General features: G+C 63.1%; 15 protein-coding genes. 7 read left to right on the forward strand and 8 right to left on the reverse strand.

Annotated features, from left to right (window positions below):
- Positions 1–29 precede the first annotated feature (29 nt).
- Entirely contained in the window at positions 30–1,475 is a 1,446-nt protein-coding gene (sbcB, locus tag ACQ4WM_RS11825) for an exodeoxyribonuclease I (RefSeq protein ID WP_436546864.1), read from the forward strand.
- 94 nt (positions 1,476–1,569) lie between these two features.
- Here the strand turns inward: sbcB and pyrF are convergent, their stop codons facing one another.
- From pyrF to ACQ4WM_RS11840, 3 genes are all read right to left on the reverse strand, one after another.
- Complete coding sequence (gene pyrF, locus ACQ4WM_RS11830; protein WP_436546865.1) at positions 1,570–2,394, reverse strand: orotidine-5'-phosphate decarboxylase; 825 nt, start codon at positions 2,392–2,394, stop codon at positions 1,570–1,572.
- A gap of 100 nt (positions 2,395–2,494) precedes the next feature.
- A complete protein-coding gene (locus tag ACQ4WM_RS11835) occupies positions 2,495–4,105 on the reverse strand; it encodes a pectinesterase family protein (protein ID WP_436546866.1) in 1,611 nt (536 codons plus the stop codon).
- Positions 4,106–4,179: 74 nt separating this feature from the next.
- Positions 4,180–6,006 carry a glycoside hydrolase family 28 protein gene (locus tag ACQ4WM_RS11840; RefSeq protein ID WP_436546867.1) on the reverse strand — a complete coding sequence of 609 codons (1,827 nt, stop codon included), beginning with the start codon at positions 6,004–6,006 and terminating at the stop codon, positions 4,180–4,182.
- A gap of 190 nt (positions 6,007–6,196) precedes the next feature.
- Here ACQ4WM_RS11840 and ACQ4WM_RS11845 point away from each other — a divergent pair, with 190 nt between their 5' ends.
- The 5 genes from ACQ4WM_RS11845 (at position 6,197) to ACQ4WM_RS11865 (ending at position 9,815) form a co-directional block, all read left to right on the forward strand.
- Positions 6,197–6,811: a LemA family protein gene (locus tag ACQ4WM_RS11845; RefSeq protein WP_436546868.1), complete on the forward strand. Its 615-nt coding sequence runs from the start codon at positions 6,197–6,199 to the stop codon at positions 6,809–6,811.
- Positions 6,812–6,813: 2 nt separating this feature from the next.
- Positions 6,814–7,635 carry a TPM domain-containing protein gene (locus tag ACQ4WM_RS11850; protein ID WP_436546869.1) on the forward strand — a complete coding sequence of 274 codons (822 nt, stop codon included), beginning with the start codon at positions 6,814–6,816 and terminating at the stop codon, positions 7,633–7,635.
- Complete coding sequence (locus ACQ4WM_RS11855; RefSeq protein ID WP_436546870.1) at positions 7,635–8,156, forward strand: TPM domain-containing protein; 522 nt, start codon at positions 7,635–7,637, stop codon at positions 8,154–8,156. The genes ACQ4WM_RS11850 and ACQ4WM_RS11855 overlap by 1 nt, the downstream gene beginning before the upstream one ends.
- Positions 8,157–8,165: 9 nt before the next feature.
- Positions 8,166–8,930 carry an SDR family NAD(P)-dependent oxidoreductase gene (locus ACQ4WM_RS11860; RefSeq protein WP_436546871.1) on the forward strand — a complete coding sequence of 255 codons (765 nt, stop codon included), beginning with the start codon at positions 8,166–8,168 and terminating at the stop codon, positions 8,928–8,930.
- Positions 8,931–9,323: 393 nt separating this feature from the next.
- Positions 9,324–9,815 (forward strand): VanZ family protein, encoded by a 492-nt coding sequence (locus tag ACQ4WM_RS11865; RefSeq protein ID WP_436546872.1) that lies wholly within the window; start codon positions 9,324–9,326, stop codon positions 9,813–9,815.
- A 43-nt stretch (positions 9,816–9,858) separates the two neighbouring features.
- Here the strand turns inward: ACQ4WM_RS11865 and ACQ4WM_RS11870 are convergent, their stop codons facing one another.
- Entirely contained in the window at positions 9,859–13,686 is a 3,828-nt protein-coding gene (locus ACQ4WM_RS11870) for an NAD(P)-binding protein (RefSeq protein ID WP_436546873.1), read from the reverse strand.
- 79 nt (positions 13,687–13,765) lie between these two features.
- On the reverse strand, positions 13,766–15,586 hold the full coding sequence (locus tag ACQ4WM_RS11875; RefSeq protein ID WP_436546874.1) for a glycoside hydrolase family 2 protein: 1,821 nt from the start codon (positions 15,584–15,586) through the stop codon (positions 13,766–13,768).
- Between the two features lie 249 nt (positions 15,587–15,835).
- Here ACQ4WM_RS11875 and ACQ4WM_RS11880 point away from each other — a divergent pair, with 249 nt between their 5' ends.
- Positions 15,836–16,834, forward strand: a complete 999-nt coding sequence (locus tag ACQ4WM_RS11880) for an LLM class flavin-dependent oxidoreductase (RefSeq protein WP_436546875.1) — start codon at positions 15,836–15,838, stop codon at positions 16,832–16,834.
- A gap of 116 nt (positions 16,835–16,950) precedes the next feature.
- Here ACQ4WM_RS11880 and ACQ4WM_RS11885 read toward each other — a convergent pair whose 3' ends face one another.
- The 3 genes from ACQ4WM_RS11885 to ACQ4WM_RS11895 form a co-directional block, all read right to left on the reverse strand.
- The gene (locus tag ACQ4WM_RS11885; RefSeq protein ID WP_436546876.1) at positions 16,951–18,597 is read right to left on the reverse strand and encodes a M28 family peptidase; all 1,647 of its coding nucleotides are present in this window, start codon (positions 18,595–18,597) and stop codon (positions 16,951–16,953) included.
- Positions 18,598–18,677: 80 nt separating this feature from the next.
- Entirely contained in the window at positions 18,678–19,514 is an 837-nt protein-coding gene (locus tag ACQ4WM_RS11890) for an HDOD domain-containing protein (RefSeq protein ID WP_436546877.1), read from the reverse strand.
- Positions 19,515–19,584: 70 nt separating this feature from the next.
- Complete coding sequence (locus tag ACQ4WM_RS11895; RefSeq protein WP_436547036.1) at positions 19,585–20,670, reverse strand: BMP family ABC transporter substrate-binding protein; 1,086 nt, start codon at positions 20,668–20,670, stop codon at positions 19,585–19,587.
- Between the last annotated feature and the right edge of the window lie 7 nt (positions 20,671–20,677).

Raw genomic sequence — 20,677 nt, forward strand, 5'->3', positions numbered from 1 at the left:
TTTCGCCGCACACCATGCAAGCACCACCAATGACAAACCAGACTTTTCTTTGGCACGACTACGAAACCTTCGGCGTCCAGCCACGCCGCGACCGGCCGGCCCAGTTCGCCGCCATCCGCACCGACGCCGAGCTGAACGAAATCGGCGAGCCCATCATGCTGTATTGCCAGCCCGCCAATGATTTCCTGCCCGATCCGCAATCGTGCCTGATCACCGGCATCACGCCCCAGCAATGCCTGGCCCTGGGCGTGCCCGAACACCAGTTCGCCGTCACCATCGAAGCGGCCTTTTCGGAGCCCGGCACCATCGGCGTGGGCTACAACACCATCCGTTTCGACGATGAAGTGACGCGCTTCCTGTTCTGGCGCAACCTGATCGATCCGTATGCGCGCGAATGGAAAAACCATTGCGGCCGTTGGGATCTGCTTGACGTGGTGCGCATGACACATGCGCTGCGCCCGGAAGGCATCCAATGGCCGAAGCGCGACGATGGCCAGACCAGTTTCAAGCTGGAACATCTGAGCAAGGCGAATGGCTTGCTGCATGAAGCGGCGCACGATGCACTGTCCGATGTGCGCGCCACGATTGCACTGGCCCGCCTGATCAGGCAACAACAGCCGAAACTGTTCGACTTCTGCCTGGCACTGCACAAGAAAGACAAGGTCGCCAGCGAAATGGGCATGCACCTGGCCGCCGCCCAGCGCCAGCCTTTCCTGCATGTGTCGGGCATGTTCCCGGCCGAACGGGGCTGCATCGGCGTGGTCTGGCCGCTGGCCACGCACCCAAGCAACAAAAATGAAGTCCTTGTGTGGGATTGCCAGTACGATCCGCGCGAGCTGTTCACCCTCGACGCCGACACCATCCGCACGCGTTTATTTACGCGCACCGACGCCATGCCCGAAGGCATGACGCGCCTGCCCGTGAAAAGCGTGCACCTGAACAAGTCGCCCATGCTGGTAGGCAACTTGAAAACCCTGTCGCCGGCCATGGCCGCGCAATGGGGCATCGATATGGCCGCCGCGCTGGAAAACGGCCGCCTGGCCGCCGCCGGACCGAATATGGACGCGATCTGGGCCGAGGTGTTCAAACGCCCTGCCGAAGGACGCGCCGATGTCGATGAAGACCTGTACAACGGCTTTGTCAGCAATGACGACCGCCGTGTGCTCGATTCCTTGCGCCGCGAAACGCCGGCCAAACTGGCCAGCGCCCGCCCTTCGTTCAGTGACGAGCGCTTGCAGGAATTGCTGTTCCGCTACCGCGCCCGCAATTTCCCGCAGACCCTGAGCGAAGCGGAAAGCGTGCGCTGGGAAGAGCACCGCGCCGCGCGCCTGTTCGACGGCGAAGCGGGTGCCCGCACCATCGAGATGCTGTTTACGGAAATCGACACCTTGTCGGATTCGGTGGATGAACGGGGGGAAGAAATTCTGGGCGAGTTGTACGACTACGCCGAGATCGTCGCCCCGCAGCGCGATTGAAGGCCGGGGTCAGACCCCCTCGCCCGCTGGCGCAAGCCTCTGAGTTTGCGGCATTGAGGGTCTGACCCCGGCAGTTCAGACGTTGGGTTTGTTTTCAGCTTGCACGATGCGCATTGATCGCATCGCGCGTCTCGATCGCCACGCGCCTTGCCGCGTCGGCCCAGTCTTCTCCGTCTTGCGGCCTGGCGTAAATGATGGCCCGCGAAGAACTGATCATCATGCCCATGCCGTTTGCCGTCTGGCCGGAGCCAACGGTAGCGGCAATATCGCCGCCCTGGGCGCCGATGCCGGGCACCAGCAGCGGCATGTCGCCGACGATGGCGCGTACCTGCGCCAGTTCTTCAGGGAAGGTGGCGCCCACCACCAGCGCGCACTGGCCATTCTTGTTCCATTTTTCGGCCGCAAGGCGCGCCACGCGCTGGTACAGCGGCACGCCGTCCGTATTGAGGAACTGCAGGTCCGAGCCGCCCGGATTCGAGGTGCGGCACAGGATGATCACGCCGCGATCCGGCCACGCCAGGTAAGGGTCGAGCGAATCCTCGCCCATGTAGGGGTTGACGGTGACGGCGTCGGCGCCATAGCGCTCGAACGCTTCGCGCGCATACTGGGTGGCGGTGGCGCCGATGTCGCCGCGCTTGGCGTCGAGGATCAGCGGAATGTGCGGGTAGTGTTCACGCAGGTAGCGGCAGATGTCTTCGAGCTGCTTTTCCGCGCCCAGCGCGGCAAAATAAGCGATCTGCGGCTTGAAGGCGCAGGCCAGGTCGGCCGTGGCATCGATAATGCGCGTACAAAAGGTGGTGATGCCATCAGGCGTGTCGCGCAATTCGGCCGGCAATTTCGCCAGGTCCGGGTCCAGTCCCACGCACAGCAGGGAATGATTGGCCGTCCACGCGGCGCTTAATTTATCGATGAAATTCACGGCACACCTTTTCTGTATTCAGTTGCAAACCCCGTATTGTAACGCGCCGCACCGCCCTCAAGGCCGGTACGGCGCAGTTCCGGATGCAACCGGGGCAGGCTTATTGACCGTTGCCCGGCCCGGTATTGCCGTACTCAAACAGCCGGTTGGCAGGCACGGCGCCCGACGGCACCGAACTGTAAGGACGGCTGGCGGTCGAGGTGCCCCACGGATCGAGCTTGCGGATATGCGCGCCCAGCACCGAGTTGCGGATCAGCACCTGTCCGTTCGGTGACGTGGCGCCATACGCAGCCAGGCTAGCCACGCTTTCATCCCACGCACGGCCCAGGTAAATCTGGCCGTCCGGCGTACCCGTTTCCGCCGTCAAGCGGCTGTTGGTGATCAAAAAGCCGTAGTTGTTGCGGTAATCGGTACTGGCCGCCGTGACATAGCCGGTGCCATTGCCCGTGTTCAGGGTGTGAATGGTGCAATTGTCCAGCACCGCCGTGGCACGACCGAAGATGAAATCCACGTCGCCTTCGATATAGCTGTTCTTCACGTACACGCGTGCTACCTGGTCCACATTGGCGCTCTTCATGTAGAACGTATCCTGGTGGCCCAGCAGGCGTACGTTCTCCAGCACGATTCTGTCGCCCTGGGTCATCAGCGCCACGGCCGACTGGTTGTTGCCCGCAAAGCTGCCTTTGACGTAATCATTGGCGATGGTCAGATTTTTGACCTGGAAGTCGGCGGCGGTCACGGCAAAGGTGGCGCTGCCGCTGGTGCCGACGGGACTGGCCGGCGAGCCGCCGCATTTGTTGCCGAGCGTCCTGGACGGATCGACGGTCGGATTGGCGTTATTAAATACGATCACCGTGTGCGAGGCATCGCTGTCGAGACTGTACAAGCGAATCGCCGGCGCCCCGGTGGCAGGCAGGCACACCGTTTCGCGGTAGGTGCCCGGCTTGATGCGGATATACACGGGAGCCGCCTTGCTGCCCAGGGCGACGGCCGCGTCCATGGCCGCCTGGACCGTGACGAAGTTGCTGGCGTCGCTCTTGCCGGCCGCATCGATCGTGAATTGCGGCGTGAACGTGGCGACATCGCCGACGCCGGCCGTCGGGTCCCAGTTATCGACCGGCAAGGTCGCAGACGGCAAGCTCTTGCCGCCCTGCGCCAGGTAGCGCAGCGGGGTCAGGCCGGCCGCCGTCGCCGCATCGAACTGCGGCCGCGTGGCCGTGGAGGCAACGACGGGCACGGCCACGACCGTGCTGGTGCTGCAGGCGGTGCAGGTTGACGCATCGACGCCGCTGGCCGAAACGCTGCTGACCAGGGTGGATGCACTGGCGGCGGTGGCAGACAACAGCACCGTGGCGCTGGCCCCGGCAGCCAGGCCGGCGGGGATGGTGCAGGTCAGCGTGCTGACGACCGGGCCGCAGTCGGCCCCCTTGGCCGTCACTTGCAGGCCGCCCAGATTGGCCGGCACGCTGGCCAGCAGGGTGACAGTGCCGCTGGTGCTGCCCGCTCCCTGATTGCTGGCCGTCAGGGTCCAGGTAATACGGTCACCGACCGATGCCATGGTGCGGTCCACCGCCTGGCTGACGCTGACGGCGGCTGGCGCTGCCACCGGCGCGGCCGCAGGATAATCGCCGCCGCAGGCGCACAGGGCCAGCACGGCAGGCAAGGCCGACAGGCTGGCGGCACGCCGCATTTTCTTCACTTCGACAAACATGGGGTCTCCTCTTTATTTTTTATGGTGGTGCTGCAAGATGCGGCGTCTGCGCGCCGTGATTGAAACAGGACTGCTTATTTTCCGGCTAGGGACATCGGTGCATTGGCGGCCGGAAAATCGACAAAGGCGGCGCCGCAGTCGTAGGCCGCCAGCGGCGCGCTGCGCTGGTCCGTCACGCTGAACTGATTGCTGCCGGCGGCGGCCGTCAACACGCTGGCAAACGAAACAGGGCCCGGCCCCATGCTGATGGTGGCGCTGGACGGCACGGCCTGGCTGATTTTTGTGACGGCCCAGCCCGGCAAGCTGTCAAACACCACGTTATCGAAACGGAGGTTGTAGAGCGGCTTGCTGGTGCTGGCCGACCGGTAGCCGCGCAGCAGCAGCAAGGCCTTGTTGCCGTTGTAGCGGGAGCCGGCCATGTCGAGATAGCGGAAATTGCGTACCGTGATGTCGTGCAGGTCGGGCAGCAAGCCATTTTTCGCATCGGCCGCATCACCGTAATAGCTGTCGATGGCGATCGGCTGCTGTACCCGGCGCACGCACACGCCATCGGCCACCACGTTCTTCACTTCGCCGCCACGGCTGTCATCGCTCTTGATGCGCAAGCCGCTGGTGGCCCCCATGTCGTAGCCGTCGATGGCCAGGTCGCGGATGCTGACGCCGTCGACGCCGCTGTCCGTTTCGCTGCCGATCGACATGCCGTGGGTAAAGTACATGCGGTTGTGCCAGATCCGCACACTGCCGGTCGGGCCGTTCTTGCTGCCGTGCGATTTGACGGCGATGCCGTCGTCTCCAACGCTGATATGGCTGTAGGTGATCAGCACGTTTCTCGACTGGCCAGGATCGATGCCATCGGTATTCTTCACCGTCTCGGGCGTGAAACAGGTGCTGGGCCGCTCGACGTTGGGCGCGCCCGAAACCACCGGCGTGCTGCCGGCGGCGCAACGGTAGCCGGCCACCGAATACTCCAGCGATGGCGACAGCAGTCTGGCGCCCCATACGGTAACGCCATCGACGCCGCTCGACACCAGGTGGAATTTCGGCGCGTTTTGCAAGGTCAGGCGGTAGAAGGTAAAGCTGAAGCCATTGTTGACCTGCACCAGGCGCGGATTGTTCTGGCTGCTCATGGCGTTGCCGCCGGTCTTGGTCAGCGCACCCACGTCCCACCAACTGAGCCGGCCGGCATAGGCGCCCGAAGTCAGCACGGCGCCGCCACGGCCATCGATCACGCCGTCGCCATACAAGCCGTTGCCATTGGGCGTGGTGGTGATCAGGGCCAGGCAACCGTTGTCACTGGCCGACGCCTCACCACAGGCATTCTTTCCGGCAATCTGATAATCGGCCGGACGGCGCGAGGCAAACAGCGTTACGCCACCGTCTATCCACAGGCTGACCTTGCCCGGCAAGGTCAAAGGGCCGGACAGGAAGGCATTTTGCCCCTGGCTGCCGGCCACCAGCCTGACCGCCTGGCCGGCAGGACAGGCATCGAGCGCGGCCTGAATGCGCATGGCGTCCGGCTGCGAGGCACTGCCTGCCTCATCGAGCCTGGCATCGAGCAGGCCCACGGTGTTACGGGCCAGGGCGGCGGGCAAGCTGGCGCACACGGTGGCAGGCATGGCAGGCTCGACACCGGCAAGCGCCGCATCGTCGCGCGCCGCGGCTGGCCACAGCATGGCGGGCGCCGGCATGGCCGCCGGGACCGGGGCCGGGACCGGGGCCGGGGCTGCCGGTGTGACGGTGACTGGAACGGCAACCGGTGGTGGTACCACGACTGCCGGCGACCCGGCGGCCGGTGCTTCGGCGGCAGAACTGCCACCGCAAGCGACCAGCACCGCACCCGTTGCTGCCAGCATGGGCAAATAAACGAGGGCACCAACCGTACGTGGCAGCGATTTTTTCATGGCCGGATCTTTGTTTTTGAGCAGGGAGATGGACTTGCTGTTTTTTGTAATATATCACACAGGGATATCTGATATATCAATTATTTACAACACTGCAAACATGAAAAGTGCTCGTCTTAATAAACCAGCATGCTGAGAGGATTCAGGTATATTTGGCCCTTTGTCTCTACTCTCACGTACGGAAACCATCATGCAAATCACCCAACAATTCACCAAATGGCTGCGCCTGGCCCTGTCCGTCACTGTCCTCGCAGGCGTGCTGACCGGCTGCGGCTACAACGATTTCCAGAGCAAGGACGAAGCGACCAAGGCCGCCTGGGGCGAAGTGGTCAACCAGTACCAGCGTCGCGCCGACCTGATTCCCAACCTGGTCAATACCGTCAAGGGCTATGCCAGCCACGAACGCGAAACGCTGGAAGCGGTAACCCGCGCCCGCTCGGCGGCCACCAGCTTCCAGATCACGCCCGAAGTGCTCAATGACCCGGCCGCATTCGAAAAATTCCAGCAGGTGCAGGGCCAGTTGTCGTCGGCCCTGTCGCGCCTGATGGTCGTGTCCGAGAAATACCCTGACCTGAAAGCCAATACCAACTTCCGCGACCTGCAGTCGCAGCTGGAAGGCACGGAAAACCGCATCGCCGTGGCGCGCCAGCGCTATATCGTGGCGGTGCAGGACTACAACGTGCACGCGCGCAGCTTCCCGAACAACCTGACGGCGATGATGTTCGGCTACAAGGTCAAGCCATCGTTCACGGTGGAAAATGAAAAAGCCATTTCGACCGCACCAACCGTCAACTTCGGCAAATAAGCATGGGCATCAAGGCCTATTTTGCGGCATTCGTCACGGCGCTGCTGTGTGCGATGGCATTGCCGGCCAGCGCCCAGCTGACGGCGGTGCCGGCGCTGGCGGCGCGCGTGACCGACCAGGCCGCCATGCTGGACGACAAACAGAAAGCGTCGCTGGAAGCCGTGCTGGCCGACTATGAAACGCGTACTGGCAGCCAGATCGCCGTGCTGCTGGTCAAGTCGACCGAGCCGGAAGCAATCGAGCAGTACAGCATCCGCGTGACGGACGCCTGGAAGCTCGGCCGCAAGGGCGTTGATGACGGCGTGCTGCTGCTGGTGGCGAAAGACAATCCTTCGTCGCTGCGCCGCTTGCGCATCGAAGCGGGCCGTGGCGTGCAGGGCGTGCTGACCGATGCGCAATCGAAACGCATCTTGCAGGATGTGATCGCGCCCCACTTCAAGCAGCAGGATTATTATGGCGGCCTGGTGGCCGGCGTCGGTGCGATTGCCACCTTGCTGAACCAGGAGCAATTCCCGGCACCAGTGAAACAGGCAGCGCCGGCGGCTGCCACTGAAGGCGGCCTGGGCTTCTGGCTGCCGCTGCTGTTCTTCGGCTTCCTGGTAGTGTTGACCATGTTCCGTTCGCGCGGCGGGTCGAATCGCTTGCAGCGCGGCAGCAATTGGACCAGCGGCGCCACCGGCGTGGTACTGGGCAGCATCCTCAGCCAGGCCATGAACAACCGCAGCGGTGGTGGCTTTGGTGGCGGTGGCGGTTTCGGTGGTGGCGGTGGCTTTGGCGGTGGTGGTGGCGGCTTTGACGGCGGCGGCGCCTCGGGAGACTGGTAATGACTCAAGAACTGACATTTGGCCAGCGCTGCGGACGCGCGCTGAAACACTGGCGTGGCACGCCGGCCACGGCCAGGACGGCATTCCCTGGAACCACCCTGAAAGCGATCGAAACGGCGATTGCCGATGGCGAAAAGATTCATCGCGCAGAAGTGCGCCTGATCGTCGAAGCGGCCCTTACTCCAGGCATGGCCTACCAGGGCGTAACGAACCGCGAACGGGCGCGTGAACTGTTTGCCCACTACGGTGTGTGGGATACGGAAGACAACTGCGGCGTGCTGATCTACATCAACCTGGCCGAACACCAGGTCGACATCGTGGCCGACCGCCATGTGGGGCGCCGCATCACGCCCGAGCAGTGGCAGGCCATCTGCCGTACCATGACGGCCGGTTTTACCAGTGGCAACTACCACGACAGCACCTTGCAGGCGCTGAACGAACTGAACAGCTTGCTGCAGCATCACTTCCCGGCCACGGGCGAGCGCAGCAACCAACTACCGAACGAAGCCATTCTTCTCTGACACAATAATATGAAACTAAGCAATAAAACCGCCATCGTCACGGGCGCCACGCAAGGTATCGGCCTGGCCTGCGCCAGCCGTCTGATCGCCGAAGGGGCGCAGGTGATGCTGGTCGATATCAAGGCGGCCGGCGCTGAAGCGGCCACCGCGCTGGGGCCACACGCGCACTTCTTCTGTGCCGACGTCAGCCAGAAAGCCGATGTCGACGCCATGATGACGGCCACCCTGGCCCGTTTCGGCCAGGTCGACATCCTGATCAACAATGCCGGTGTGACCCACGCCGCCGATTTCCTCGACGTGACCGAGGACGATTTCGACCGCATCATGCGCATCAACCTGAAATCGATGTTCCTGTGCGGCCAAGCCGTGGCGCGCGAAATGGTCAAGCGCAACAGCGGCGTGATCATCAATATGTCGAGCGTGAATGCCGAGCTGGCGATCCCCAACCAGGTGCCATATGTGGTGTCGAAAGGGGCGATCAACCAGCTGACCCGCGTGATGGCGCTGAACCTGGCGCCGTACGGCGTGCGCGTCAACGGCATCGGCCCCGGCACCATCCTGACCGAACTGGCGAAACAGGCGGTATTGTCCAGCCCCCAGGCACGCCACACCATTTTGTCGCGCACGCCGCTGGGGCGCTGTGGCGAACCGGAAGAAGTAGCCGGCATCGCCGCCTTCCTGGCCAGCGACGACGCCAGCTACATGACGGGCCAGACGATTTATGCCGACGGTGGCCGCATGGCGCTCAACTATACGGTGGCGGTACAGGAATAGCCGGCCTCGTCAGTTATATAAAAAAACGATAATCGATATCTGAAAAGACCATTAGACATATATCGTGCGGCGCAGCATAATGCACCTGTCTCCACTATTCTCCTCCAAGAAAATAGTTTTAAGCCCGCTTTCACCAGCGGGCTTTTTTTTATCCTGTATGCGCCTCGGCTTTTTTCAAAAAAATTGAAACTGTCATCAGCCGGTCATTTTCGCTGCTTATACTAGCTTCATCTGCAGTACACGCAACCGATATGCGCGACGGCAGACAGGTGTGCCTTCAATGGCGCACCACTCCCCATTTTCACCAGGGCGCGCCGCCGTACCGCGACTTGGCCATCACTGCTCACTCTTGACCCTTTTGGGTTTTCAGCCCGCTCAACAGCGGGCTTTTTTTTGCCTTTACTGGTGCAGCCACATGGTGCCGATGCCGGCCTGCATGCTATTGTTGCCACTTTTCTCGCCCACACGATCATGCCAGCCACCCTGCCCCAGCTTTGTTTCGCCGAACGCCATGAGCGCCTGCGCTTTCGTACCGCGCTGTTTCTGTATGCGCTGGTCATCATCATTGGCGACATTCCCGGTGCGCGCGCCGATGTGGGCGAATACGCCTCGGGCGTGGTGCTGCATTCCTTCGGCTACGGCGTACTGGCCTTGCTGCTGTTCAGCGGCATTGCCGGCGGCATGGGCCGCCGGGCCGTGTTGTCGGTGCTGATGGTGGCGACGATGGGCGCACTCGACGAATTCATCCAGAGCTTCCTGCCCTACCGCCGCGGCGCCGTCTCGGACTGGCTGGTCGACATCACGGCTGCCGCCATCGTCGCGATTGCCCTGTATTTCCTGTGGCCGCGCATGGTAACGGCCTGGCTGAAACAGGCGGCGTCGTAGGCAGCATCATCACGCATCGTCGGTATGGGTCCTGCAAGCCAGATCAGACCACCGTCCCCATCTTGCGCTCGCTGGCCGACAGTTGAGCAATCGCCTGGGCCGCTTTCTTGCCAGCGAGGAAAGCATGGTCGGAGTTATAGTATTCCCACTCGCTGTAGCGCCCCGCCAGCATGATGTCCTGCGTCGCCAGCCAGGCTTTTACCAGCGCCACATTGGCCGCGCGCGCGTGGTCGTAGACCACATAGGCATACGGCATATCGACCTGGTTGGCGGCCAGCAGGCGGTCGTCTGTGCGCAGCAGGCCGACGGCGATGCAGTCGGCCACGCAGCTATCGATCAGCGCCTGGCCGTCGAGCGGCAGCGGTTTCCAGGGCGAATAGCTGATTTCACAGGTCAGGCCAAAGCCGCCCGGCGCATTGCAATGGGGGCTGGCATTGCCTTGTAAAAAAATGCGGTGAAAAATGGTTTGCTCGGGATAATAGATCCAGTGCTTCTCGCTGAGATGAGGGCGGGCCACGCCCAGGTTGACGCAGCGTACCGAGATATGCCGCAGCGCACGCGCTGCCGCCTGCACCTGCGGCGGCGCCTGTTTGCCGATCAGGCGCACCAGTTCCGGCAGCGGCATGGTGCTGAGCAAATGTTCGTAACGATAGCGGCGGCCATCGCCCAGCGCGATGATGTGCTGCTGCGGCAAGACCTGCACCACATCGGCGCCCAGTTCCAGCTGGCCTTTCAGGTGCGGCAAAAAACCCGACATCAGCGCCTGGAAACCACCGCGCAAAGGATAGCCAAAACGGGCATTCGGCCCCATCGGCCTGGCCACCGGTTCCAGCGCCCCTTCGATGATTTCTTCGAGGTTCGGCAGCGGCACGCGCCCGCCCAGCCACGAGGTTTCCATCTCGCTCAAGGGCACGGTCCAGAGTTTCTTGTTATAGGGAATCGCGAAATGGCGCGCGATGCCGCTGCCCCACACCTGGTAAATGAATTGCTCGAAATTGGGTGGCGCGGGCGCTGCAACGCCCGCCGCGGCAGCGCCGTCGGCGTGCGCCAGGTCGACCCCGCCATCGGCGCAACAATCTTCCACTACCGGGGCCGGGACCGGGACCGGGTCTGCCTCATCGCCATTCGCGGCGACGGGCTTGCCATGGCGTGCTTCGATGGCACCGACGATGCACTCCCTGATGACAGCCGGCGGCAAACCATACAGCGCGCCCTGGAACGGATAGCGCGTATAGACCTGCTTGCTGTACACCCAGGCTTCGCGGTTCTGCCAGTGCAAATTGGCGCCCAGCAAGGTGCGGTACATCTCGAGCACATACGGGTCATTGGAAAACATGATGTGGCCGGCATGGTCAAACGTGAAACCATGCTCCTCGATGGAGCGGCACCAGCCGCCCACGACGGCGTTTTTATCGAGCAGCAAGCTGTCGGCACCCAAGTGATAGGCGGCGGAAAGGCCGGTCGGGCCGGCGCCGATAATGGCGCAAGATACGGCCTGCGGCGAGCCGGGTCCGCGCAGCGGATTGATGCCGGTGCCGGGCGTGTCGTCCGGCGGCGCCTGGCGCACGCCCAGCCCGGGCGGCGTGCTTTCCAGCAGTTGATGCATTTGTTCGACGGTGCTGCCCCATGAGGTAGTGGCGACCACCGCACGCATCCTGGCGGCAAGGTCGGCGCGCTGCTGCGGCGTCTTTGCCAGGGCCTCGGCGCAGGCGGCGGCGAAAGCCTCGGGCGTATCGGCGATGGCCACCATCTCGCCATACGGCACGGCCACGTCGGTGATCGAGGTGCTGACGATGGGCAGTTCAGCCGCCATATATTCGAGCACCTTGGTCGGGCTGATATAGCGGGTGGCCTCATTGCGGGCAAACGGCAGCAGGCAGACATCCCAGCCGGCCAGGAAATGCGGCAACGCCTGGTAAGGCTGCTGGCCCAGGTAGTGAATGTTCTGCCGCTGCGGCAGGCTGGCAGGGTCGATCTTGACAATCGGCCCCACCAGCACGATCTGCCAGTGCGCATGGGCATCGGCCAGCGCCGCCACCAGCGAGGCGTCAAAACGCTCGTCGATCACGCCGTAGTAGCCGAGCCGCGGCCGGCCGATCTCGCTTTGCGCGGGGTGGTCGTTGTGGCGGTCCAGCGCCTGCTCGAAGTGCACGGTGTCGACGCTGCTGGCGAAACAATGCACATTCGGATGGCGCTGGCGCTTGGCCTCGAACAGGCTGGGGCCACCTGCAAAGACCAGGTCGGCGCGCGCCAGCAAGGCTGTTTCGCGCTGCAGCAACTGCTTGGGCGCATGCTTGAAAGCAGCGAGCTCGTCCATGCAGTCATAGACCACCAGGCTGGCATGCAGGGCCGGCAGCAGCGGCAGCGCCATCGGCGTATAAAACCAGACGATGGGGTCGTCGGCCGGCGTGACCTGGCTCATCAGCGGCTGCAACACGGCCAGTTGGTCGTCATGAAAGCCGGGCGCGTGTACCGCCGTGCGCGGCTGGCAGACGGTCACGTTGGGCGCCGGAGTGGCCAGCTCGAGCCGGTTGGCGCCGTCTTCCCAGACAGGTTCTTCGAGGAATACCACGTGGTAGAACTGCGCCAGGCGCGCCAGCAATTGCTGCGGCCGCTGATAGACAAAATTCCAGCGCAGGTGTGAAAAGACGATGATGGTACGCATGCCAGTTCCTTTCCGCCTCCCGAGGGCAAAAATAGTACACAGGTGGCCCGTCAGGTGTTGCGCCTGGCGCACGGCGCTCGCGTAAGGTAGCGACAGCACGCGTGGCAGTGGCGGCGCGCCGGGCGCTGCTTTCGCCTCGGTATCGACCTCCCACAAGCCGCTGCGATGCCAGTGCGCCGGATCCTCCCAGTCCGGGCGGTCGATGACGGGATAAATGCAGATGCCATGCAGTTGCGCACCGTGCTGCAGGGCCAGCATGGCCTCGGCGGCGATGTCGCGTATCCAGGCGCCGCGGCCGCTGCCGACATGGCTGGTTTCGGCCAGCAGCATCGGCCGCCGGTAACGCCGCCCCACTTCCAGCAGCAACTGGTGCAGCGACATGCGGCGCGGTTCGCCCAGGTGCCACCACAGGCGCAGGTTGCTGCCGCATTCCCACTGGTTGCTGTGGTAATAGTTCAGGCCGATCAGGTCCAGGTAGCGCGGCGCGCCGCCCAGCGCAGGTTCGCGGCGACCGCACAGCATGTCCCAGGCGTCGAATTGCGATTCGCGCCAGGCGGCCGCCTGCGCGATCCAGTCGGCATGGCCGGCCGGGGCGCTCACATGGATCAGCGGGTCGCATTGCAGGAAGCGCGCACGCGGATCGACGCTCCAGATCGCCTCGCAGCCAGCGATGGTGGCGCGCACCAGTTGCCGCTTGCCTTCCTGGCCGGCATCCGGCCGCTGCATGTTCAGGCCATGAAACATATGCACAGACAAACCCCAGCTGGTAAACGAGATTTCGTTGATCGGTGAAAATATCGGCCTGCCCACCGCGTACGGCGCAAGGAAGCGCGCCACCGCCACGCAAAAACGCGCGAAGCGGGGCACGAACTCGGGCGAAAACAGGTCGAGGTCCTCGGGCCAGCCGTAATGGCAGAAGGTCCAGTTGATCTGCAGTCCCAGCTCCTGCGCCACCGCCGCTCTTTCACGTATCAACGAAAAATCGTACTGGCCGCCGTGCTCGGCCAGGCGCCAGCCTATGCTTTCGCGCACGCTGCGGATGCCGAACTGGCGCAGCAGCAGATAATCTTCACGCACCCGGTCCAGGTGGCCGCTGGCGCGGTTCATGTCCAGCGCCTGGCCGCCATGCGTGACATGGTCGGCGCCCTCGTAGCCCGCCTGCCAATACGTGTGGAATGGCGCGGCTGCGCCATCGCTGCTTGCCATGCTTGCCTCTGGCTCGTGTGTGGAAATACAGGACCTCCCGGCCTTCGCCAGGCAAGGCCAGGCCAGGCCGGGATAGTGCTCAGTTGAGACGGATGTTGCGGGTGGCCGCGCTGAGCAATTCCAGCGCGGCCTTCGGCGTTCGGTCTGCCGTCAGCAAGCCGTTCGCCTCCTGGAAGGTGTCGGCGAATTGGGTGTAGCAAAAACCGCTGAACATCTGCGCCGTGTTGACCACCGTCATCAGGCGCTGGTACAGGTCGAGAAAAGCTGCCTCGTTGCCGACCCGCGCATAGCCCCAGGTCGCGGACTCGTCGGGCTGCTCGATGTCAAAGGCTATGCCGCCAAATTCGGTCAGCACGATGGGCTGGCCACGGTGCGGAAAACCGTCCAGCGTCAGGATGCGTCCGCCCGGGCGGCGCTGGTCGAACAGGGCCGTGCGCCCCGCCTCGGATATCGCATAGCGCGCCTGCAACCGTTCCGGATCGCAGTCATAGTCATGGATGCCGAGGATGTCGGTGGCCGACGCTTCCCAGCCGTCGTTGCCGATCACGGGCCGCGTCGAGTCCAGGGTGCGCGTCAGGTGGTACAGCGCTTCGACGGCATTGCGGTGGGCCTGGATAGACGTCAGGTTGGGTACGCCCCACGATTCATTGAACGGCACCCAGACCAGAATGCACGGGTGGCTGTAGTCGCGTTCGATGACGTCGGTCCATTCGCTGACCATGCGGGTGATGGCCTTGGTGGAAAAACGGTAAGTGGACGGCATTTCTTCCCATACCAGCAAACCGAGCCGGTCAGCCCAGTACAGGTAGCGCGGATCCTCGATCTTCTGGTGCTTGCGCACGCCGTTGAAACCGAGTGCCTTGGCCAGTTCCACGTCGCGCCGCAAGGCGTCGTCCGATGGCGCCGTCAGCAGCGTGTCGGGCCAGTAGCCCTGGTCGAGCACCAGGCGCAGCGGATACGGGCGGCCGTTGAGCATGAAGCGGTCGCGGTTGATCGCCACCGAGCGCAGCGCCGTGTACGACTGTATGCTGTCGAGCACGGTGTCGCCATGGTGCAGGGTTACCTCGGCGTCGAGCAGGATGGGGCGTTCCGGACTCCACAGCAGTTCATTGCGCGAGTCGTCGATGCCGGGGTCGGACAAGGCGATCTTGCGGCTCGCTTCGTGTTCGATCAGCTTGTACTGGTCATCGGCCAGCAGGTTGCTGCCATGCCAGATGCGCACGCCTACCGTCAGGTCGGTGCAGCTGTCGCCGGCGGCAAAGATCTCGCAGCCGATCTCGTAGCCTTCGAATACCGGGGTCCAGCGCAGCTTGCCGATATAGGTCGCTGCCACGCGCTCGATCCACACGCTTTGCCAGATGCCGGTGGTGCGCGGATACCAGATCGAGTGCGGTTCCAGCTGCCAGTCCTGCTTGCCGCGCGGCTTGGCCAGGTCGTGCGGATCGTCCTCGACCAGCAGGGTCAGCACTTGTGGCCCCTCGGCCAGCAGCACATCGCTGATATTGGCGACGAATGGCGTATGGCCGCCTTCATGCCTGGCCACCACATGGCCGTTCAGCCACACCGTGGCCTGGTAGTCGACGGCGCCGAAATGCAGCAGCACGCATGGCCCGCCCGGCTGCAGCAGGAATTCGCGCTGGTACCAGCAAGTGCGGTGAAAACCGCGGTCGCCGATGCCGCTGGCCTGCGATTCGGGTGGAAACGGCACGATGATGTCGTGTATCCAGGCAATCACGTCACTGGGCAGGCGGTAGCGCCGCTCATTGTCGAACGTGAAACGCCAGGGTCCGTTCAGTGATTGCCATTGTGCACGCACCAGTTGCGGCCGCGGGTAAGCGAAGTCCCAGGGCGCAGCGCCATTGCCTGTTGACGCAGTATAGGTGTCATGGAGATTGTGCATGATGGTTTGAGGCGGCGAACACGGCCTTGGTTCCACGACAACAAGACCGGTCCATCAAGGTTTGAGCCACATCAAGCCATACCAACTTTCAAGGAACCGGCAGGCGACGATGTGGTCACCGTACGCCAAAAACAGAATCGTCTTATGATGGTTGCCTGCTGATTGCTGATATTTGCCACAACCCTGCTGCCATCAGGGGATAGACAAATCATCCATTGTGATTTCCCAACCTGACCCGATATCTCTTTCATGATCCCATTTTCCATACTCGACCTGGCGCCGATCGCCGAAGGCAGCAACGCTTCCATTTCTTTCCAGAACACCCTGGATCTCGCCCAGCATGGCGAGCGCTGGGGCTACAACCGTTACTGGCTGGCAGAACACCACGGCATGCCCGGCATCGCCAGCGCCGCCACGGCGGTGGTAATCGCCCATGTAGCAGCCGGCACCAAAACCATCCGCGTCGGCGCCGGCGGCGTGATGCTGCCGAATCACTCTCCGCTGGTGATCGCCGAACAGTTCGGCACCCTCGAAGCGCTGCACCCGGGCCGCATCGACCTGGGCCTGGGTCGCGCGCCCGGCTCCGACCAGACCACGGCGCGCGCGCTGCGCCGTGACCTGCAGTCCGATGCCGACCAGTTCCCGCAGGATGTGCTGGAATTGATCGATTACATGTCGGACGAGCCGCGCCAGCGTGTACTGGCCGTGCCCGGCAAGGGCGCCAAAGTGCCGGTCTGGATCCTCGGTTCGAGCCTGTTCGGTGCGCAACTGGCGGCCCACCTGGGCTTGCCGTATGCGTTTGCCTCGCATTTCGCACCGCAAATGATGATGCAGGCGGTGGCCTATTACCGCGAGCATTTCAAGCCGTCGAAGCAGCTGGCCAAGCCGTATGTGATGCTCGGCTATAACGTGTTCGCCGCCGACACCGACGCCGAAGCGCATGTGCGCGCCACCTCGATGCAGCAGGCTTTTGTGAATCTGCGCACGGGCCGTCCGTCGCGCCTGCAGCCACCCGTGCCAGGCTACCTGGAACAACTGGGGCCACAGGAACGCGCCATGCTCGACTCGGTCTTGTCATGCACCGCAATCGGCTCGCCCGAGACGGTAAAAGCCAAAATGGCGGCCTTTATCGCCGAAACCGGTGCCGATGAACTGATGATCACCTCGCAGATTTTCGAGCACCAGCACCGCTTGCGCTCGTATGAAATCACGGCGCAAGTGCATGCGCAGCTGGCAGCACGGCCGTAACCGCACTTTCCCGTATATTCCCTGGCCTTACCCCTTTCCCGACCGTCCATCAAGGACCGCCGGGATTTTTTTGATATGATTTTCATGCCCGGTCGGCAGGAAAAAAAGCGCAGCAATTATTTTGCAGCCGCCTCGCGCACCTTGCCAAACGCGTCGCCCGCCTTCCATGCCGGCATCTTTGCTGCGTTTGCCACCGCCTGCCCCAGGTTCAGCGTGAACTGCGCCTGCTGCGTCATGCCCGACAAGTCCCAGCTGCCGTCGTATTCATCGGTCACCTGATGATAGCGCGGGCCATACGCGGCAGCCTTGGCTTTCGATGCTCCGGGGTCCTTGATGTAGTCGCGCCCGCCATTGATGGAAAACGCCGGCACACCGGCCTTGGCAAAGCTGAAATGGTCGCTGCGGAAATAACCACCGGCCAGGTCGGGCCGTGCCGCCGCGATCTGCAAGCCCATGGCTTTTGCCACCGTGGCGGCGATCGCACCCAGTTCCGTGCGCTCGCTCCCTTGGGCGCCCATGTCGCGCGTGGCGCCGACAAAATTGAGGCTGTCCAGGTTCAGCGCGGCGGCCGTCTTGTTCAAGGGCCACAAGGGGTCGGCCGCATACGCGGCGCTGCCCAGCAAACCCTGCTCTTCGGCCGCCACCCACAGGAAAATCTGCGTGCGCTTTGCCGGTTTTTTGACCGCTTCCTGCGCCATCGCCAGCAGGCCCGCCGTGCCCGAGGCATTGTCGACGGCGCCGTTGTAGATGGTGTCGCCAGCTTTTTCGTCATCCTTGCCCTGCTTGCCCAGGTGATCCCAGTGGCCGCTGTAGATCACGGCCTCGTGCTTGAGCTTTGCATCCGTGCCCGGCACCATGCCGGCGATATTAAATTGCTCCACCTTGCGCACGCCGGACTTCATTTCACCCGTCAATTTAAGGTTCAGGGCGACGACCCGGAAGTCCTTGCTTTCCGCTTTCGCGCGCAGTGCATCGAGGTCCTGGCCGCCGGCCGCAAACAGCCGGCGCGCCGCATCGTCCGTGATCCACCCTTGCAAGGGCGTGCCTGCGGTGCGGTCAGCCAATTGAAAACGCTCGCTGCCGCTCCAGCTGCTCTGCACCACGCTCCAGTCGTAAGACGCCGACGGCTTGGTATGAATCAGCAAGACGCCGGCGGCGCCCTGGCGCTTGGCTTCCTCGAACTTGTAGGTCCAGCGGCCATAATACGTCAGCGCCTTGCCGGCAAAACGGTTTGCTTCGGCCTCGGTCGGTTGCGGGTCGTTGACCATCACCACGATGATCTTACCTTTCACGTCCACACCCTTGAAATCGTTCCAGCCCTCTTCCGGCGCCGTCACGCCATAGCCGGCGAACACCAGCGGCGCGTCAAAGGCGTGTGCCGGCACCGAGTCACCCGTGGCCCACACCCAGTCCGGGCCAAACGCCAGCGGCACGGCCTTGCCATCGCTGGCCACGACCTGCAGCGAACTGTTTTCAGGCTGCGACTTCACGCCGGCAATCTGCACGCTCTGGCGAAAACTGTTGCCACGTAGCGGCTGCAGACCGATCAGCCGTGCCTGGCTTTCCAGGTAAGCCACCGTCAGGTCGGCGCCGCGCTGGCCGGTACCCCGGCCTTCGAGCAAGTCATCGGACAGGAAGGCCAGGTGGGCGCGCAGTGGCGCTTCCTGCACGACAGGCAAGTTGCTGGCAGCCTGAACCGGAAGCGCCAGCGCCAGGCTGGCAGCGAGGCTGGTGGCGGCCAGCGATGAAAACAGTTTCTGCATGAGATCCTTCGGATAGAGGACGAAAAAAAACCGGGCGGCGGATAGCCGCGCCGGCGATTGCATGTAATACAGGGAAAAATTTACACCAGCAAAGCAGCAGCCAGCGATTCGATCTCTTCAGCCGATTCGGCAAGGATGGTGTGCAGGGTCGAGCCGCCGATGCCGAAATCGATCATGGCAGCGGTGCGGCGCCGCTCGGCTTCTTCCGGCGGATGCAGGGGCGAAGCGACGGGTGCGAGGTCGTTGGCCAGTACCAGGGTGGCGCCCAGGGTACGCGGCGGGAATGGGCCGCCGCCATGCCACAAGCCTTCCACTGCCTGCAGTACCTGGTCCGGCACTTCAAGCTGGCGCAGCACGCCGCGGCCGATCAGCTTTTCGCCGTATTCGAGCCAGTCTTCGGTATTGTTGTCCAGCAGGCCCGGATACTCTTCGGCGCGCGACAGCAGATAAAAACCGCCCACTTCATGCACGATGGCGGCAAACATGGCCGTTTCCGGGTCGACATGGGTGACCTTCTTGGCCATCACCTGGCTCAACGCAGCCACATGGGCCGTGTGCTCCCACAGTTTCGCCGCCTTGGCGCGCAATTGCGGATCGGTAATCTGGCTGCCCAACTGGCGCACGATGACGGAAGCCACCATCGATCTCAGGGTGGCAAAACCCAGCCGTGACACGGCCGCGCGCACATTCGCAATTTCATTGCCGGAACGGTTGTAGGCGGCAGAATTGGCCAGCGCCACCACGCGCGCCGACAGCAGCGGCTCGGCCATCACCATATGGGCCGCCGTTTCAATATGGGAATCGGGGTCGTCCAGCGCCTTTTGCAGCTTGAGGGTCGCCTTGACGTTGGCGGGAAAGGTCAGTTCGCCCTTGGCGGCCTGCTGCGCAATGATCTTGAATACTTCGAGTCTGTCCATGTATGTCTCCGGTACGGCCCTGCGGGCTCTGCTGCGTGGATCGTACCGGCAATACTACATCAAGTTTGTGTTACTTGCCGGAAACCTTTCCAGCCACGCCCTCGACAAAATAATCCATCTTCGACAAGGCAGCATCGTCCAGCACGCCCTTCTCCAGGCGTACCTTGCCGTCGTTATCCTTGATCGGCCCGGTGAATGGATTGAGCGTGCCGGCCACCAGTTCTTTCTCGCGCGCAGCCACGAATTGCTTCACGTCGGCCGGCACGCTGGTGTTGATGCCTTCGAGCTTGACCATGCCGTCCTTGATGCCGCCCCAGGTGCTGCTGGTCTTCCAGCTGCCGTCGAGCACGGCCTGTGCCTGTTTCGTGTAGTACGCGCCCCAGTGGTGGGTGACGGCGGCCAGCTGCGCTTTCGGACCGTATTTCTTCATGTCGGAATGGTAGGCGATCGCATACTTGCCCTTCTCTTCGGCAGCCTGCACCACGGCGGTCGAGTCCGTGTGATGCGTGATCACGTCGGCGCCCTGGCCGATCAGGGTGATGGCGGCGTCGCGCTCCTTGCCCGGATCGAACCAGCTGTTCACCCAGACCACCTTGACTTCCGCTTTCGGATCGACGCTGCGCATGCCGCGCGTGAATGCGTTCACGCCCTGCAACACTTCCGGAATCGGAAACGCCGCCACGTAGCCGGCCACATGCGACTTGCTCATTTTCGCCGCCAGCACGCCGGCCAGGTAGCGCCCTTCATAGAAGCGCGCATTGGCATTGGCCACGTTGACGGCAGTCTTGTAACCGGTCAGATGGATGAATTTGACGTTCGGAAACTGCTTGGCCACTTTCAAGGTCGGATTCATGTAGCCGAACGAGGTAGTGATGACCAGCTTGCTGCCGGTTTGCGCCAGATCGCGGATGACCCGTTCCGCATCGGCGCTTTCGGGCACGTTTTCCACATATCTGGTGGTGATCTTGCTGCCCAGCGCCTTTTCCATTTCCTTGCGCGCCTGGTCGTGCTGGGTGGTCCAGCCGGCGTCGCCGATGGGGCTGATATACACGAAGCCGACGTTCAGCGGAGCCGCAGCAGGCGCGGCAGCGGCCATGGCAACGGCCGGCATCAGTACGACACCGCTCAGTGCGGCACGCAACATTTTTCGGAACATGATGGAC

It is taken from the genome of Janthinobacterium longum, assembly GCF_051380735.1.
Taxonomy (GTDB): domain Bacteria; phylum Pseudomonadota; class Gammaproteobacteria; order Burkholderiales; family Burkholderiaceae_D; genus Janthinobacterium.